1 pseudogene is annotated in these 710 nt (G+C 83.5%); it reads left to right on the top strand.

The features are described 5' to 3' along the window. Positions 1–710, top strand: a pseudogene (locus Cpa01nite_RS18380) (hypothetical protein); the annotation flags it as partial.

The raw sequence follows: 710 nt of genomic DNA, 5'->3' as shown, positions 1-710 counted from the left end.
ACCGCGCCCGACCGCCACCCTCGTCCCCGTCGACTCGCCGGAGCCCGCCGCACCGGCACCTGCCGCGCCGGATCTCGCCGCGCCAGCACCCGCCCCGTCCGAGCCCGCCGCACCCGGGCCCGCCACGCCGGCACCCGTCCCGTCCGAGCCCGCCGCACCCGGGCCCGCCGCGCCGGATCCCGCCGCACCCGGGCCCGCCGCGCCGGATCTCGCCGCGCCGGCACCCGTCCCGTCCGAGCCCGCCGCACCCGGGCCCGCCGCACCCGAGCCCGCCGCGCCGGATCCCGCCGCGCCGGAGCCCGCCGCACCCGAGCCCGCCGCGCCGGAGGCCGCCGCACCCGAGCCCGCCGCGCAGCGTGCTGGGCGCTGCGGCTGCGCCCGCCCCGGGGCCGAGGTCCGCGTCACCCTCTCCGCGGCCACCCTGCTCGGCCTGGACGACGCCCCGGCCGACCTCGAGGGCCACGGCCCGATCGACGCCATCCGCGCCCGGGCCCTGGCCGCCGGCGGGGTGTGGCGGCGGATCCTCACCGACCCGGTCACCGACCGCGTGCTCGACGTCGGGCGCCAGCGCTACCGCCCACCGGTGGCCCTCGCCGAGCACGTCCGGACCCGCGACGGGACGTGCGCGTTCCCGGGCTGCACCGTCCCGGCCCGCCGCGCCGACCTCGACCACACCGTCGAGTACCACCCCCAGCCCGGCGCGCCCCGGG

This window comes from Cellulomonas pakistanensis (assembly GCF_016862755.1).
Lineage (GTDB): Bacteria > Actinomycetota > Actinomycetes > Actinomycetales > Cellulomonadaceae > Cellulomonas > Cellulomonas pakistanensis.
Note: the sequence above shows the minus strand (reverse complement) of the source record. Positions and strands in the feature narration are given on the sequence as shown.